We start from the raw sequence: 15,951 nt of genomic DNA on the forward strand, positions 1-15,951 counted from the left end.
ATGTTCACGGAGTTTCCCCCAAAAAATAAAAAACGTCCGGCATGGCAAGGCTGCGGGAGGTACGGGGAAAAGAGCTGATCATAAAAAAGGCACGCGCAGCGGGGACTGCGGTGCCTTTTTGAGGGGGTGCGTTGGTCGGGCCAACCCGGTGTTGCTGTCAGACGTCGAATTTGATGCCCTGGGCAAGCGGGAGTTCGGTGCTCCAGTTGATGGTGTTGGTTTGGCGGCGCATGTAGGCTTTCCAGGCGTCGGAGCCGGATTCGCGGCCGCCGCCGGTTTCTTTTTCGCCCCCGAAGGCGCCGCCGATTTCCGCGCCGCTTGTGCCGATGTTGACGTTTGCGATGCCGCAATCGGAGCCGCGGTGACTCAGGAAGTTTTCGGCTTCACGCATGTTGAGGGTGAAGATGGCGGAGCTAAGGCCTTGTTTTACATTGTTGTGGATGGCGATGGCTTCGTTGAGGGTGTCGTATTTGATGAAGTAGAGAATCGGTGCGAAGGTTTCGCGCTGTACGACTTCGTATTCGTTTTTGACTTCGCAGACGGCGGGGCGCACGTAGAGGCCGTTTTCGTAGCCGTCGCCTTCGAGCACTTCACCGCCGAAAATGACGGTGCCGCCTTCTTCTTTGACCTGCGCGAGGGAGCGCTGCATGGCTTCGACGGCGTCTTTATCAATGAGCGGCCCTACGAGGGTGTCGGGCTCAAGCGGGTTGCCGATGCGGATCATTTCGTAGATTTCGAGCAAGCGGGATTTGACCTGATCGTACACTTTTTCCTGAATGATGATGCGGCGCGTGCTGGTGCAGCGCTGTCCCGCGGTGCCGACGGCGCCGAATACGGTGGCGCGCACGGCCATTTCGATATCGGCCTGATCGCTGATGATGATGGCGTTGTTGCCGCCCAGCTCGAGGATGGTTTTGCCGAGGCGCTTGCCGACGACCTGCGCGACTTCCTTGCCCATGCGGGTGGATCCGGTTGCGGAAATGAGGGGGACGCGCTCATCTTCGGTCATCCATTCGCCCACGGTGCGGTCGCCGTTGATGAGGCAGAAGATGCCTTCGGGCAGGTTGTTGGCTTTGAGGACTTCCGCAACGATGTTCTGACAGGCTACCGCGGTGAGGGGTGTTTTTTCGGAGGGTTTCCAGATGCAGACGTCGCCACAAACGGCGGCGATCATGGCGTTCCAGCTCCAGACGGCAACGGGGAAGTTGAAGGCGCTGATGATGCCGACGGTGCCGAGCGGGTGCCATTGCTCGTACATGCGGTGTTCGGGCCGCTCGGAGTGCATGGTGAGGCCGTAAAGCTGACGGGAGAGACCGACGGCAAAGTCACAAATATCAATCATTTCCTGCACTTCGCCCAGACCTTCCTGATAGATTTTGCCCATCTCCCAGCTTACGAGCTGACCGAGGTCGTCTTTGTGCTTGCGGAGGGCGTCGCCGATTTGCCGCACGATTTCACCACGCTGCGGGGCGGGCGTCATACGCCAGGTTTCGAAGGATTGCTGGGCGGCCTGTATGACTTGCTCGTATTCGTCGCGGGTCGTGACCGAGACTTCGCCGATTACGGAGCCATCGGCGGGGGAGTAGCTGGTCATTTTTTCGGAGCCGGACTCGCTGCCGAGGGTTTGCTGTCCGGTTGAAGTACCATAGTTGAAGCCCTGAAGGCCGAGATTCGATAGAAATTGCATAGGTCGATCAAAATATAAAATGAAAGGAAAGCGGAACCGAATGTTTCGCGATGAAAGTCTTTGTCTGCCCGTAAATTAGGGCAGTATCGCGCAAATACCAACGAAAGAAACGGGTCGCGGCAGGGTGTTAAGTTTGGGCGGTAATGCAGATTCGCGCAGGTTGGTGCACCGTAGGGGCGAACCTATGTGTCCGCCCCTACGTGTCCGCCCCGGCTTGGTTAGGATTTCGGATTTCGGAATGCGGGACGGATTGGCGGGGGATTTGATTTACAGGTGTTATGGAGGCGAAGCGCGCCATAGAATGGAGCGTATTTCGATTTTAGGCTTGCTGGAAAGGAATGGAGATAGGGAATCGAACGTGGTTGCGGGGTAAAGCGCGTGCGAGCTGCAATAAACATGCAATCCCTTCGGGATTGGTTTCAGAAGCATTTCAAGCGGTGATTTCAAAAATAAGGCAACAGGATTCAAATTGGTTTGGTCATTAGGGCGTTTGATTTATGGGAAGATTACATTTTGTTGGGTAAACCGGATTTAATATTGCTCCGATGACCCTGAAAGGGTCGAATCCTGGCAGCTGTGTCGGAAAACGGAATTTGTTGAGGGTGTCGAATTTGACAACCCAATTGAAATTAATTATTTATCCAAATTCAATTCCCCGTGCGACCCTTTCACGGGCGTTTTTTTTCTTGGGCCGTGTGTATTCTATAAACATGCAATCCCTTCGGGATTGGGCGTGTGTACAGTTTGATAGATAGAAATCGTAAACATGCGGGGTGATTTAATACGCTGACGATTGAGTCTGTACAGGCAGGCACTGCCGATTTTGGTGTCTCTTTTTACTAATTCAAAGAGCAAGCTTGTATATTCCCACATACTTCAAAATCTTAACCGATTAAATCTTAATTACCCCATGAAAATTGCAATTAATACCGGTGGTGGTGATGCGCCGGGTCTCAATGCGGTGATTCGCGCGGCAACCAAAGCTGCCCTGAACCGCGGCTGGGAAGTCCTGGGACTGCGTAACGGCTATGCTTCTCTTTACACGGATAAACCGGCTACGCGCCTCACGCCTGATAGCGTTCGCGGCATTACGATGCAGGGCGGCACCATTTTGGGGGCAGCCAACCGCGGCAATCCCTTCGAGTTTCCGGTGCTGCAGGCCGATGGTAGCTACACCTACGAAGACCGCTCCGATGTTGTGGTCTCAAAACTTGCAGAGCTGGGTGTGGAGGCCGTAGTAGCCATCGGCGGTGACGGTTCTATGCACCTTGCGCACCGTTTGTCGGAAAAAGGTCTCAAAATTGTGGGCGTGCCTAAAACCATTGATAACGACCTTGTAGGCTGCGATACGACCCTGGGTTTTGATACGGCCTGCACCATTGCGACCGAAGCCATCGACCGCATTACGACAACCGCGGAATCCCATCAGCGGGCGATGATTGTGGAGGTGATGGGCCGCTATGCCGGCTGGATTGCGCTGCACGCGGGGCTGGCGTCTTCGGCAGATGTGATTCTGATTCCGGAAATCCCTTTTACGCTCGAATCTGTATTTAAAAAGCTGGAACAGCTTAAGAAGCAGGGTAAAGAGCACGCTGTAATTGTCGTAGCGGAAGGAGCCCAGCTCAAAGAAGGCGGTCACTTCATTAAAGGCAAGCAGGTGGGACAGGCTGAGTTGCTCGGCGGCGCTGCGGCCTTTCTCGAAAAGGAAATCATGAGCCAAACCGGACAGGAAACCCGTTCCGTCATTTTGGGTCATCAGCAGCGGGGCGGCCGACCAAGCACCTACGACCGCCTGATTTCACTCCGTTTCGGCGCCGAAGCCATCCGCGCTATTGAGGAAGGCGACTTCAACAAGCTCGTCGTGATGAAAGAAAATCAACTGCGCCGTATCCCGATCGCCGACGTTGCCGGCAAATTCAAAACCGTCCCGACCGACAGCGACACCATCATGACCGCCCGGGATTTAGGGATTTGCCTGGGAGACTAATCCCTTACGCTGCACGATTTAAGTACAGCAAAACCTGAAGCCGTTTACCGGCGCATATTTTTGGGGACGGAGATTTCCATTACGCCAAATTGAAGGTCACTTTTGCAGCTCAGCTATTGCAAGGGTGACCTTTTTTATTGCTCGCGTACAATGCGGTAAGCTGATATCCCGCGCGCTAAAATGGCGGCAGCTTCTGCTTCATCCCCGGTTCCCATGAGTTCAACATCAGCGCCGGGCCCCTTATAGTTTGCCAGCCATGTGCTTAAAATATTCGTTATCCCCGGGAAGTTTGCGTTTAGGGCTTCGAGGGTTTCAATATTTCCGAACCAGCTGTCGGTATCAACGGCAATGAGTTTATCATCCTGCTCTCCGTCATCCTTCATGTAGAGTACGCCGATTACACGGGTACGGATAATGGAACCCGTTTTGGCCCGCGGGCCGAGTACAAACACATCCAAGGGGTCGTCGTCTCCGCCCTCACTGGCTGGCATCAGGCTTTGCGGCACCATTCCGTAATTAGCCGGGTAGGGTAGGTAACGGATCACCCGGAGTGAATCGCCCCGTACCTCCCATTCAAGATGCCCCGTCTCTTTGTTCACTTCCCACTTGGCATTTGAGCCTGCGGGAATTTCGATAACCGTATTCACGAGCTGCCCGCTGGCTTCGGGTGATATGCCGTGCAGGAAGTCACGATCCCTAATTGCAGTGAGCGAAGAAGTGTGATCGTAAGGCGTACCCGAATGGGTATTCTCGTTACAGCCTGATATCACGCATACTATTAACCTGAGTTCGATTAATAATTAGGCTAAAGTTGATCGACAAATTGTTGAAAAAGCACAATTTATATGTCGGATAAGTCACAACAAATTGCTATATTAAGTCTACCAATAACAACAACATAGCAAAATAATTCATGACATTATCCGACAATAAAATTACCGAAATATACTGCCTGGTTGACAACTTCTGCATCGGCTTTCATCGCTCAATGGCCAAGCATATGCTTGGAAATACCCCCAAGCGAAAGCCAAATCTGTCTACCAGCGAGGTGATCACAATTATGATTCTGTTTCATCACAGTGGATATCGCACCATCAAGTGCTTCTATACTCAATATGTCAAGGTACACATGTGTCATCTTTTCCCCAAGACCGTTTCATATAATCGCTTCGTTGAGCTTATGGCTGGTGCCAATTTGCCGCTGGCATTATTTGTCAAAGAGTGCTGTATGGGAAAGTGCACCGGTATCTCATTCATAGATTCCACTCCGCTGCGTGTGTGCAAAAACAAGCGTATATCCAACCATAAAGTCTTCAAGGGCATTGGCCAGTTGGGTAAATCTTCAATAGGATTTTTCTTCGGATTTAAACTTCATCTGGCTGTCAATGATAAGGGAGAATTGCTCAACTTCCTGATTAGTCCGGGAAATATGGACGACCGTGATCCCCTTAAAAATCCTAACTTTATCAAAGCTTTTACAGGAAAAATGTATGCAGATAAAGGCTATATCTCAGCGGCACTGTCCAGGATTTTGTTTGATGACGGCATTCATCTGATTACCCAAATACGCAAGAATATGAAAAATTGCCTGATGAGTCTTAATGACAAAATCCTGTTGCGAAAGAGATCTGTTATTGAGACCATAAATGATGAACTCAAAAACATGTGTCAAATTGAACATTCCCGTCATCGCTCTTTCGCTAACTTTTTGTCTAACCTGCTGTCGGGATTAGCTGCCTATTCCTTCTTTCCCAAAAAGCCCGCCATAAAGTATGAATCCGTTCATACTAACCAATTAAGCATGATTTAAAATCGAACTCAGGTTATTAGGATAAATGCTATCTGTAATACTCTCATGCGGATAGAGTTATTGGTTAGAAGGTTGGCGGAATTCACTCATCATATTACAGAACCCATCAGTCGGTGCATGTAACGTTATTGTTACCAAAATGGCTTATTTAGTAGTTGGTAATGTTTGAGTAACATAAAAGGATTATTCTTGCGCTGACTTCAAAATTCTTAATAATTGAGGAACAATGATTAAAGCGCTGCTTCTGATTTTAGTCACCTTGTTATGTTCAGGGGATGTGTTCGGGCAAACCCTTCACCGCATCACCGGTTCTGTTACAGATGCGAGAGATCGCACTCCCCTTACCGGAGCAACAGTTGTTCTGGATGACACCAACCTTTTCGGTGTTGTCGGCCTTGACGGATCTTTTGTCATTCGCAATGTACCGCCTGGAACGTACACCTATACCGTTTCTTATGTGGCCTATGTTACGCAAACGGGCTCACTAACGGTAGAAGATGAGGGCCTTGAACTACATTTCAGGCTCGAAATGAGCCGTGCAGAACTCGATGCCGTTACCCTAAGAGCCGCCCGTGATTTCCGGACAGAACAAAGCGCGAGGGTTACCGAGCAAACTTCCCCAACGGTCGTAAACGTGGTTGATGCCCGTTCTATAGAAATGTCGCCTGATGTTACGGTGGCGAACGTAGTGCAGCGTGTATCGGGTGTTTCCCTGGAGCGCAGCAGCAGCGGCGACGGGCAACATGCTATTGTAAGGGGGATGGATAAACGCTACAATTACACCCTTGTAAACGGAATCAAAATCCCGAGTCCGGAAGTCAAAAACCGCTATGTACCCCTTGATATTTTTCCGTCAGATCTGCTCGACCGCCTGATTGTAACCAAAGCACTCACCCCTGATATGGAGGGAGATGCGATTGGAGGTGTTATTGATATGCGCATGCGAAACGCACCCGATCGGTTCATCCTGAATGCCAATGTGGGCTTAGGGTATAGTCAGATCTATTCTGATCAAGACCGCCTGACTTCTGATTTTTCCGTGATTTCAACCCTTTCCCCTCATGCAGCAAACGGAGCGGACTACAGAGCATCGGTTGACGATTTCCCCTATGGCAACATAGATTTTAGAGAGGAAGGGGCACCGGTAAACCGCGTATTTGGTCTTGCCATCGGAAATCGTTTTCTAAACAACAGGATTGGGGTGATTGCAGCCGGAAGCCTTCAGCAAAATTTCCGGGGTGCGAACAGCCTGTTTTTTGAGATGGATGTGGATCGGGAAGATAACAATCCCTTTTATGACACCGTACAGGACAGACGGATATCAACAGAACAAATTCGCGGCGGTCTGCATGTAAAGACTGATTTCCGAATCAATGACCGACATAAAATCGATTTTTATAACGCTCTAATTAGGCTTGAAGACCGCTTTAATCGCGCTTATGCCGATACTAATCTGCGCATCGGTCGCGGGCAGGGCGTCGGTACCGGGAGAATCAGCCAAAACTTCCGAACCCGTAATCAGCTGCAACAGATTTATAATTCGACCCTCCAAGGGACGCACCTGTTCGCAAATGACAACCTCCTTCTCGATTGGTCAGCAGTATATTCCCTCGCCACCAATGATGATCCGGACATGGTTGACCTGAAACTGATAACCGGGCGGACCATCAACAGTGCGGGGGAGTTTGTGGATGAGCCGGTACTTCTCGACCGCGATCTGACCCGACGGTGGACCAACAACGAAGACGAGGATATTGCCGGCTATTTCAATGCCCTTTATACGATGGATTTTGCTGGTAACCTGCTTGATTTTAAGGCCGGTGCCATGTACCGTCATAAAAACCGGACCAATTCTTTCAATAGCTATCTGCTGCGTGCATCTCCCATCACGCAAGTCTGGTCTGGGGATATCAATAATCACACCTGGAATTTGTTTAATCCCGGCGGTACACCTACAGACCCGCTCAACTATGAGTCGCAGGAAGATGTGTTTGCCTGGTACGGGATGGCGACCTACGAGCGCGGTCGGTTTCGCGCAATTGGGGGGCTTCGCGTTGAAACTACCGATTTTTCCTGGGAAACGAACGGACCGCAAACCCTGCCCGGCAGAACGGGGCAGCGCGACTATACCGATATTTTACCAAGCATTCACCTGCGCTATCAGCCACAGGATAATATGAACCTGAGACTGAGCTATTTTCAGTCGATCAGCCGGCCCAATTTCTTTGAGGTCATTCCTTACAGCATCAATGAAGACGACTTCCGTGAGCGCGGGAATCCTTTCCTTGAGCGTACGCAGGCCCAAAATGTAGATTTTCGTTTTGAGCTCTTCCCCGGCGCACTCGATCAGCTGATGGTCGCGCTTTTCTTCAAGGAAATCAAAGATCCCATTGAATCAGCACTTATTATTGATGGTCAGGCCATCATATTGCAACCCAATAATTTTGGGACGGCCAATAACTTCGGTTTTGAACTTGATGTTACCAAATACATTCGCAACTGGGGTGTTCGGGCATACTACACATATACCGATTCACGCATCACCACATCCAAAATATTCCGGTTCAGAGATGATAGCGGAAACCTAACCTCCCGCGAACTCAACCAAACACGACCGCTGCAGGGTCAAAGCCGCCACATTAGTAATCTTACCGGTCTCTACAAAAACAGCCGAACCGGCACCGACGTACAGCTATCAGCTGTGTTCACCGGCCGTCGGATCATTGGGGTTTCACCCTACTATGAGAACGACATCTGGCAGCGCTCTTTCTGGCAGATGGATTTTTCAGCCGAACAACGTGTAGGGTATGGCATAACGGCCTATCTCAAAATCAATAACCTGCTGAATACGCCGCTTAGGGCTGAGGTGCCTCTCCCGAACACGCGCAATCCGCAAGAAGCGCCCTACATCAATACCGATTCAAATACCCTCGTTCGGGAAGAATTTTTCCAACAAACCTGGCTTATTGGCCTCAGATACGCCCTTTAAGCCAGGATTCAATACCTAACCAACAAAAATAACATGAAACTTATTACAAAATCACTGTTGATCCTCATTCTCGCTTTTGCTGTATATGCATGTTCTGATAACAGCACAAGTGTAATCATTGATGAACCTGACAATCCGGATGTTACCACTATCGACGACAGCACGACTGAACTCGTAGGTGCCATGCGTGGTACTCTTCGTCAAGGCCGTACCTACACCATGACCGGTGATGTGATCATCCCGGAAGGTGAAGAAATTGTAATTGAGCCCGGCGTAACCGTTATTGCTGCCGGTGACGGAGGTGATATCGGGCCTGAATTTACCATTAATGGCTCGTTTAAAAGCCTTGGCACACAGGATAATCCCGTTCTGCTTACGGTGCCTCAGGAACTTCGTACCCATGAGAACCGGTTTGCCGGTCTTTGGGGTGGTTTGCAGGGAAGCGAAACAACAGCCGCTATAGTGCTTAAATGGACCCGCATGGAATTCACCGGAGGGGAAGGCGGCCCCGGTACACCGCGTGCAGGTCGTATTCGCTACGGCATTTGGACCCTGAGTGATCAAACAGAAGTTGTAATCGAAGATTCCTGGTTCTATGGTTCTAAAGACGACCTTTATCGTCCGGTTGGCGGAAAGCTAAACATCGTGCGCAACGTTTTTGAAGAAATGGGCGAAGACGGCGGCGATATCATCAACGTGAAAGGCGGCACTGTTGGTAACATCGCTTACAACCTTGTGATTGGCGGAGCTACCAATGCATTCAAACCTTCTGATGACGGCGAAAGTACGATTCAAACTAACATCGGCATTTACAACAACACTGTCCTGAACAGTGGTTTTCGCCGCGTCGGTCTTAACCGTGGTGCCAACATCAATTTTGAAAATGGTGCCCGTGGTTTTGCTTACAACAATATAGTGGTCAACAACAAGCGTGGTATCCGTGTACTGGATGACTCTGATCTAAGCAACATTGTTATTGATAACAACCTGTATTATGGCACACATGAAGCCATGGCTGCAGAGTTTATCCCTTCTGATTCCCAGGAATCTACCCTTGCTGTACTTGGAGATAACAATTTGATCGGCGAAGCCGGTGACCACAACCCGCTTTTCGTGAATTATGACATTAACCGCTTTTCCATGGCTGATTATGAAGCCGGTGAAAACCAGCCGCTTGAAATGAATATCGCAAGCCCCTGGAATTTCCGCCTGCAACAAGGTTCACCTGCAATCGGAGCCGGAAGAACTGACTTCGCTCCCGTACAGGTTAGCTTTACCCTTACAGGCGCAGCTGCTCCGACCATCATGCAGCCCAGCGCTGACCTCGGTGCCTATCCTACCAACGATTCCGGTCTGAGGCTCAACTAAAGAAATGCCCGTTTACCATCGCCTGTAGTACGGGATTTCCGACCTATTCTGAGTAAACGCATAAAAAAAAGCCGTACCCGTTTTTCGGGTGCGGCTTTGTCTATTTAGGGAAAAGTTTTCGGGGTTGCAGACTGCCCTCAACCTCAACTGAACGGCGTTTGAGGTAATCCCGGCCGGCATCATCCTAAAAAAAACACCAAAACCATCCGGGGAATAGCCTGCACCAGTTTTGGTGTTTGTAATTTTTCAGGGGATTGATTTTGCTTAGGTCCCCTTCATCCTCCTAAACATCAAAAGAAGCCGAGAGCATTTTTGTTGTAGGAGATGAGCATGTTCTTGGTCTGACGATAGTGTGCGAGCATCATTTTGTGGTTCTCGCGGCCAAAGCCGGACTTCTTGTATCCGCCAAAAGCGGCGTGCGCCGGATACAGGTGATAGCAGTTCACCCAAACGCGGCCGGCCTTGATCTGACGCGGCACCTGATACGCCTGATGCATATCCCGGGTGAAGACACCGGCACCGAGGCCGTACATGGTATCGTTGGCGATGGCAAGGGCTTCGGCTTCATCCTTGAAGGTGGTGAGGGAAGCGACCGGGCCAAAGATTTCTTCCTGGAAAATGCGCATGTCATTGCTGCCTTTGAACACGGTGGGTTCCACGTAGAAGCCTTCATCAATGCCGTTGCCGGCGGTCTTCCAGGCTTGTCCGCCCACAAGAACTTCGGCATTTTCTGCGCAGCCGATGTTGATGTAGTTCATAATTTTATCGAATTGCTCTTTGGAGGCCTGCGCGCCTACCATGGTTGTGTCATCGAGCGGGTGACCGCGACGGATTTTGCGCACGCGCTCCACGAGTTTTTCAATGAAGGCGTCGGCGATGTCTTCCTGCACCAGAATACGGGACGGACAGGTACACACTTCACCCTGATTCAGCGCAAACAAAGCGGCGCCTTCGAGGCATTTATCGAGGAAGGCATCGTCCGCATCCATCACGCTGCTGAAGAAGATGTTCGGGCTCTTGCCGCCCAGTTCGAGCGTGACCGGAATCAGGTTCTCGGAGGCGTACTGCATGATCAGCTGTCCGGTTGTTGTTTCACCGGTGAAGGCGACTTTTGCGATGCGCTCTGACTGCGCAAGCGGCTTCCCGGCTTCGGGACCAAATCCGTTGACGACGTTCAGTACACCTGGTGGGAGCAAATCGCCGATAAGCTCCATCACACACATGATGCTGATCGGAGTTTGCTCGGCAGGCTTGATGACGGTACAGTTTCCGGCAGCGAGGGCAGGCGCGAGTTTCCAGGTCGCCATCAGGATGGGGAAGTTCCAGGGGATGATTTGTCCTACGACACCGAGTGGCTCGGGGATGAGCATGCTCACAGTGTGCTCATCGAGCTCGGCAACGCTGCCTTCTTCTGCACGGATGACGCCTGCGAAGTAGCGGAAGTGATCGATGGCAAGGGGCAGGTCGGCATTCAGGGTTTCACGAACAGCCTTGCCGTTATCGACGGTCTCGACGCGGGCGAGGAACTCGAGGTTTTCCTCCATGCGGTCGGCTATTTTGTTGAGTATGATCGCCCGTTCGGTTGGCGAGGTGCGTCCCCATGCATCGGCGGCGGCATGCGCGGCATCGAGGGCCATTTCGATATCTTTTTCGTTGGAGCGGGCAGCCTTGGCGAAGGGCTTGCCGTCGATCGGAGAAATGGCATCGAAGTATTCGCCATCAACCGGCGGTACAAATTTGCCATTAATAAAGTTGTCGTACTTTTCTTTGAAGTCAGGATAAGCGTGTAGCATTTGGATTGATTCCTTTGTTTAGTTATTAAAAAAGCGCTTTTATTGCGGCTTCGGAGTATAATAACCAAAGGATGAATCAATAAATAGTATCATTGTGCCAAAGAATAGCGGAATTGTGCCAAAGGATGAATAGATCAAAGGTGGGGCTGTTTAAATCGTCTCAGAAAATCCCTATTCTATCAGAAGTTGGAACTTAAAGACTAATACGAAGCACAAAAAAATTGCATGACAAAGAGCGAATCTAAATGGATGTTGCGCTTTAATAACTATTGCAATGCATTAGCAAAGTTAGAGAGTGGCGTTGATCAAATTAGACAGTCTTCCACCATCATTGCGATTGAAAAGGAAAACTTGGATGAGATGGTTCTCGAATCTACAATCCAGCGCTTTGAATACACGCATGAGTTAGCCTGTAAACTCATGAAAGCCTACCTTGAAAATGAAGGAATTTTTAATCTGATCGGCTCCAAAGACGCTACCCGTGAAGCTTTCAAAGCTGGACTCATCGAAGATGGTGAGCTGTGGATGGAGATGATCAGAAGGCGTAACCTGAGCTCTCACACTTACGATGAAGCCAATGCACAGGGGCTGTTTGAGGAAATCCTGCATGCTTATTTACCGGCTTTTAAGGCTTTGCGTTCGAAAATGGAAACCCTGAGTCAGCTTCTGTGAAAAGGATAGAAGATATTGATACCGGTCTGAAACCGCAGGTCATAGCAGCCATACGCGGGGTGCTTCTTGAGTATCCGGAGATTGAATCGGCTATTTTGTACGGATCCCGCGCAACCGGACAGTGGCGCAGGGCTTCAGATATTGATCTCACGCTTACAGGTAAAAGCCTGACATACGCCCGCTTGTGTGAGATTGACTACGAACTGGATGAACTGCTGCTACCCTGGAAAATTGATCTCTCCATCCTGCACCAAATCAAAAACCCGGAACTTGTCCGACGAATTGAGATTGACGGCGTATTGCTGTATGAAGCGCATACCAAAGATGAAACGGTGACACCGTCAGTCTCGGGTAACACGAGCTGATTAGTCCGCGCTTCCCAAAAACACCTCCGGATTAAGCCCCATCAAATCCTCTGTCACAAAAAGCCGGCCCTTGCGGATAAGTTCGCCGTCGAGGTACACATCGGCGCCGATACAAACGAGATCCCAGTGCACCGAACTGTCGTTGCCGTTGGAGGCAATCTCGTAATCCTGACCCAGGGTAAGGTGGTTCGAGCCGTAAATCTTTTCATCAAAGAGGATGTCATACATCGGCTTTTCGATGACCGGATTGGTGCCGAAGCTGAACTCCCCGAAACGGCGGGCGCCGGGATCGGTATCGAGAATACTTTGCAGGGCGTCGTTGTCCGAGCTGTCGAAATCGGTCACAAGGCCGTCTTTCACGCGCAGCTTCACAAACTCAAAGGGCTTGCCCTGATACACCGAAGGGGCATAGGTGATTTCCCCGTTGACAGAATCGAGAATGGGCGCGGAGAAAAGCTCGCCGTCGGGGATGTTGCGTTCCCCAAAGCAGGGAATCCAGTTCTGACCCTTCACCGAAAACCGAATATCGGTGCCCTCGCCCTTCAGCCATATTTCGTTGGTTTTCCGAAGGCGTGCTTCGAGGGGCAGCATGGCCTCGCGCAGTTTGGCGTAGTCGAGCAGACAGGCGCGGTAGTAGAATTCAGCGAATTCGCGGGTCGGCATTTTGGCGTTCATGGCAAAAGCCGGCGACGGATACCGGAGAATCACCCATTTGGTGTTGTTGACCCGCTCTTCAAAATGCACCGGTTTCAGGAAGTGCTCGCCGTAAGCCTTGTTCTGCGCGGGACTCACCCGGCTGTTTTCGTAAATATTTTCGGAAGCCCTGATGCCCACAAAAGCATCCATCAGCTTCATCAGCGGGAGCTGATCGGCCGCAGCCTGCAGCTTCCAGAACGCTTCGTCGCCGGTTTCGAGCAGGCTCCGGTTGATTTCGGTATCCTCAATCCGCACAAAAGGATTCGCACCCAGCGCCCTTACCTGCTCAACGAGCGCACGTACAAGCCCGATGCCGTTCAGGCCGACAAGCTGTATCATGATATTTTCACCCGGCTGAAGGGCGCAGCTGTGGGAGAGAAGGGTTTCGGCAAGCCGGGAGTCAGGAGTAGGGTAGGACATGAGGAAAGGTTTGGTTTGTGTAAGTCAATGGGATTTGTTTTCCTGCAGGAAAGATAATCAATCAGCGCTGCCAATGGGCGCAAAAAATCGTGAGGATACGTGATATTCAATTAAAGTAATGCGTCTAACAGGGCCGCTCGCGTATTGAAACCGGACAGGCCTCCGGAGCAGAATGCAGCTCTTTTTGGGCTTAAATTCCGTCGGCTAAAGACAGGTGAAAGCCGGGGATTAGCTTTGCGATGCCTTTGCTGACGGTACGAAAAGCATCTTCAAAACGCGAAAGCACTGCTGCCCGAAAAAATCAATGCAGCATGCTGATTTCGGTGAAACAGAAGCGTTTGAGGCGATTCTGCCATACTTTGGCAGATTTTCAAAGCATTTTGGCAGATATTCAGGGATCAGATTTGATAGTTTTAAGCCATGAAACCAACCCAACTGATCCATAGCTTTTTGCCCAGTCTGCTGAGCGGCCTGCTCCTTGGGCTTTCCGTGAATCATATCTCCGGAATCTCGTTTGCGTTTTTGCTGCCGGTTTGCCTTGTAGGACTCTTTACAGCCCTCGAAAAGCAAACTACCCGGAGGAGCTGGTTTTTGCACGGGTATGTTTTTTCATTTGTATCTCTTTTCCTCGCGCTGATTGGCTTTATCTGGGTTGAGCCCGTCGCGGGATGCATCATGGTGATTCTTGCTGCTGCCGTATATGCCCTGCCTTTTGTGCTGCTTCGTGATATTCGCCGCAGGGTAAAGACAAACAGCGGATGGGGTTTTCTGGCACTGGCCCTTATCTGGCCGCCGTATGCATGGTTCGTGAAAGAGCTTTGGCTGGGCTTCCCGATTACGCTGTATGCCAATGCGCTCGCCAACTACCCGGTCTTCATTCAGTTTATTGACATCACCGGATACACCGGTATTTCGGCCTGGGTGATTACGCTGAATGTAGGTGTTTTCCTTCTATTCAAAGCTGTTTTGCAAAACGGGGTCTCAGACCTGCTTCACAACAAGCTGTCTCAAAAACTGCTGGCCGGCACCCTTGTCTGGTTCGCGCTGCCGCTGCTTTATGCCTGGTACGCCTACGCCGTGCTGCCCGGCACATTTCAGGGCACCGCAAGCGTAGCCGTCATTCAGTCGGAATATGCGGAGCCCAACCCCGACGCAGAAGCTGATGAAGAAGTCGTTTTCCCCATCCTGAGTACTACTTTGGCCTTAACAGATTCGGTCATAACTCAGCATCAGCCGGATCTTGTCGTTTGGCCGGAGGGTGCCCTTCCGGCAAGGGTTAGGTCGGAAGTCAACAGTCTGATTTTTATCACCGATCGTGTGTTACGATGGCAAACGCCCCTGGCAACGGGCATCTTCGATACAGAACCAAGCCCGCGCCCGGTACCGCCGCTTCAGCGTTATTTAGAAAGAGACTACTACCTGTACAATGCAGTGGCCATGATCACGCCCCAATTCTCCTGGAAAGTACTGATGGAGGATGCAAGCGGCAACCCGCTCCGGTTGTACCGCAAAGTAAATTTAATGCCCTTTACCGAGTATGTGCCCTTTAGTGACCGTTATCCAAAGCTGTCACAATTCGCTTTGGAGCTTGGTGAAAACAATCATTTTAGTGTGGGAGAATCTATGTCTCCGCAAGCTTTCCTGACCCGGGATGGCAGAATAGTACACACGATCCCCCTGATTTGCTGGGACATCCTCTTTGCTTCTACGCATAAAGCTGAGTTTCTGCAACAGGCTCAACTCATAACGGTGCATACAAGCGGCAGGCTCTTTGGTGACAAGCTCAAAACCTCCATCATCGGCATGAAAAACTACACCCGCCTGCGCAGCGTGGAAGCGCGGAAATCGGTTGCCAAAAGTTCCACAACCGGCTTCAGCTTTTTCACCAATCCTTTTGGGGAGGTTTTGGAAATCATAGATCCCTTTACCGTCGGCTATTCAGTAGGAACCGTTCCGCTTCGGCAGGGGCTCAGTTTTTATAGCATGTATCCAAACGGGTTTCCATTATTCTGCTTACTCGCACTGCTTTTGTTTACGTTTTTCCCCAATAAAAACCATGAAACCAAAAGGCTGATCATCCCTAAAAAACGAAAAAAATATAAACCAAAATGAAACAGGTAAACAGCATACTCCTTATCATAAATTGTATTCTAAAAATAATTGT

The 15,951-nt window shown here is 50.4% G+C and carries 11 protein-coding genes; 7 read left to right on the plus strand and 4 right to left on the minus strand.

Translation table 11 applies throughout. The annotated features are described in order from the left end of the window. Positions 1–157 precede the first annotated feature (157 nt). On the minus strand, positions 158–1,687 hold the full coding sequence (gene amaB / locus CYPRO_RS06375) for an L-piperidine-6-carboxylate dehydrogenase (protein WP_114983808.1): 1,530 nt from the start codon (positions 1,685–1,687) through the stop codon (positions 158–160). A gap of 910 nt (positions 1,688–2,597) precedes the next feature. Between amaB and CYPRO_RS06380 the strand changes: the two genes are divergently transcribed. Next, positions 2,598–3,674: a 6-phosphofructokinase gene (locus CYPRO_RS06380; protein WP_114983809.1), complete on the plus strand. Its 1,077-nt coding sequence runs from the start codon at positions 2,598–2,600 to the stop codon at positions 3,672–3,674. A gap of 134 nt (positions 3,675–3,808) precedes the next feature. On the opposite strand, the gene CYPRO_RS06385 is transcribed toward CYPRO_RS06380, so the two are convergent. Beyond that, positions 3,809–4,444 carry an inorganic diphosphatase gene (locus CYPRO_RS06385; protein ID WP_164682596.1) on the minus strand — a complete coding sequence of 212 codons (636 nt, stop codon included), beginning with the start codon at positions 4,442–4,444 and terminating at the stop codon, positions 3,809–3,811. Positions 4,445–4,587: 143 nt separating this feature from the next. Here CYPRO_RS06385 and CYPRO_RS06390 point away from each other — a divergent pair, with 143 nt between their 5' ends. The 3 genes from CYPRO_RS06390 (at position 4,588) to CYPRO_RS06400 (ending at position 9,841) form a co-directional block, all read left to right on the plus strand. After that, positions 4,588–5,484: an IS982 family transposase gene (locus CYPRO_RS06390; RefSeq protein ID WP_114983194.1), complete on the plus strand. Its 897-nt coding sequence runs from the start codon at positions 4,588–4,590 to the stop codon at positions 5,482–5,484. A 226-nt stretch (positions 5,485–5,710) separates the two neighbouring features. After that, positions 5,711–8,473, plus strand: a complete 2,763-nt coding sequence (locus tag CYPRO_RS06395; protein ID WP_114983811.1) for a TonB-dependent receptor — start codon at positions 5,711–5,713, stop codon at positions 8,471–8,473. Between the two features lie 33 nt (positions 8,474–8,506). Further along, positions 8,507–9,841 carry a hypothetical protein gene (locus tag CYPRO_RS06400; protein WP_114983812.1) on the plus strand — a complete coding sequence of 445 codons (1,335 nt, stop codon included), beginning with the start codon at positions 8,507–8,509 and terminating at the stop codon, positions 9,839–9,841. Between the two features lie 290 nt (positions 9,842–10,131). On the opposite strand, the gene CYPRO_RS06405 is transcribed toward CYPRO_RS06400, so the two are convergent. Continuing rightward, positions 10,132–11,634, minus strand: coding sequence for an aldehyde dehydrogenase family protein (locus tag CYPRO_RS06405; protein WP_114983813.1), 1,503 nt, complete (start codon positions 11,632–11,634; stop codon positions 10,132–10,134). 225 nt (positions 11,635–11,859) lie between these two features. Here CYPRO_RS06405 and CYPRO_RS06410 point away from each other — a divergent pair, with 225 nt between their 5' ends. After that, positions 11,860–12,306 carry a nucleotidyltransferase substrate binding protein gene (locus CYPRO_RS06410; RefSeq protein ID WP_114983814.1) on the plus strand — a complete coding sequence of 149 codons (447 nt, stop codon included), beginning with the start codon at positions 11,860–11,862 and terminating at the stop codon, positions 12,304–12,306. Beyond that, complete coding sequence (locus CYPRO_RS06415) at positions 12,303–12,671, plus strand: nucleotidyltransferase domain-containing protein (RefSeq protein WP_164682599.1); 369 nt, start codon at positions 12,303–12,305, stop codon at positions 12,669–12,671. The genes CYPRO_RS06410 and CYPRO_RS06415 overlap by 4 nt, the downstream gene beginning before the upstream one ends. Here CYPRO_RS06415 and CYPRO_RS06420 read toward each other — a convergent pair whose 3' ends face one another. After that, positions 12,672–13,787: an aminopeptidase gene (locus CYPRO_RS06420; protein ID WP_114983815.1), complete on the minus strand. Its 1,116-nt coding sequence runs from the start codon at positions 13,785–13,787 to the stop codon at positions 12,672–12,674. A 420-nt stretch (positions 13,788–14,207) separates the two neighbouring features. Between CYPRO_RS06420 and lnt the strand changes: the two genes are divergently transcribed. Continuing rightward, positions 14,208–15,899, plus strand: a complete 1,692-nt coding sequence (lnt, locus tag CYPRO_RS06425) for an apolipoprotein N-acyltransferase (RefSeq protein WP_114983816.1) — start codon at positions 14,208–14,210, stop codon at positions 15,897–15,899. The last annotated feature ends 52 nt before the right edge of the window (positions 15,900–15,951 follow it).

The organism is Cyclonatronum proteinivorum (genome assembly GCF_003353065.1).
GTDB lineage: Bacteria > Bacteroidota > Rhodothermia > Balneolales > Cyclonatronaceae > Cyclonatronum > Cyclonatronum proteinivorum.